The sequence below is a fragment of the Paenibacillus sp. OT2-17 genome, from assembly GCF_009827695.1.
In the GTDB taxonomy this organism is placed as follows: Bacteria; Bacillota; Bacilli; order Paenibacillales; family Paenibacillaceae; genus Paenibacillus; species Paenibacillus polymyxa_B.
The window spans coordinates 1-670 of record NZ_WUDQ01001011.1 but is presented as its reverse complement, the minus strand read 5'-3'; the positions used below and the strand labels follow the sequence as shown (position 1 = coordinate 670).

General features: G+C 41.3%; 1 protein-coding gene. It reads left to right on the top strand.

Annotation, left to right across the window (positions count from 1 at the left end; translation table 11 throughout):
• Positions 1–670 (top strand): SPRY domain-containing protein (locus tag GRP75_RS28765; protein WP_160791090.1); only part of this gene is annotated, 670 nt, incomplete at both ends.

Sequence of the window (670 nt, the reverse complement as noted above, 5' to 3'; positions counted from 1 at the left end):
CAGAAATTGCCAATGTGACCTGGTCAGATGGGTCTCTAACAAAAACAATTCCTCAATGGAATCAAACCGATATTGCTAATGTAGGTAAAAACTCAGGAAAATGGTACTGGGAAATAAAGCTCGAAAGTGGCTTTGGTGAAGTGGGCTTATTCAGTCCAGATACCAAACAACCAATTAGGTATGAAGGATACTCAGGGTCGAACTATGGTCCTCCAAATTCTTCTACTAATGCTGGGGTTTATGATTACGGGGACGATTATAAAGTAAATGATGTTATCTCGATTGCTTTAGATTTAAAAAATGACTCACTAACCTTTTATAAAAACGGTATCTCACAAGGGGTCTCGAAATATACTCCTTCTTCACTAGGAAAGACTGTATATCCTTATATAAGAAACCCTCAAACACCACCTGCTACGTATACTGCTAATTTCGGAGCAAGTGAGTTTAAGTATCCAGTTCCTGAAGGATTTTTACCTTATCAAGCTACGGGCGGATCTACAAAGCCTGATCCGTCCACAACACCTGACCCTTCTACAAAGCCTGATCCATCTACAACACCTGACCCTTCTACAAAGCCTGATCCATCTACAAAGCCTGATCCGTCTACAAAGCCTGATCCATCGGATACAGATGGTTCCTCACAACCAACTGGAGACCGTGCTATTCT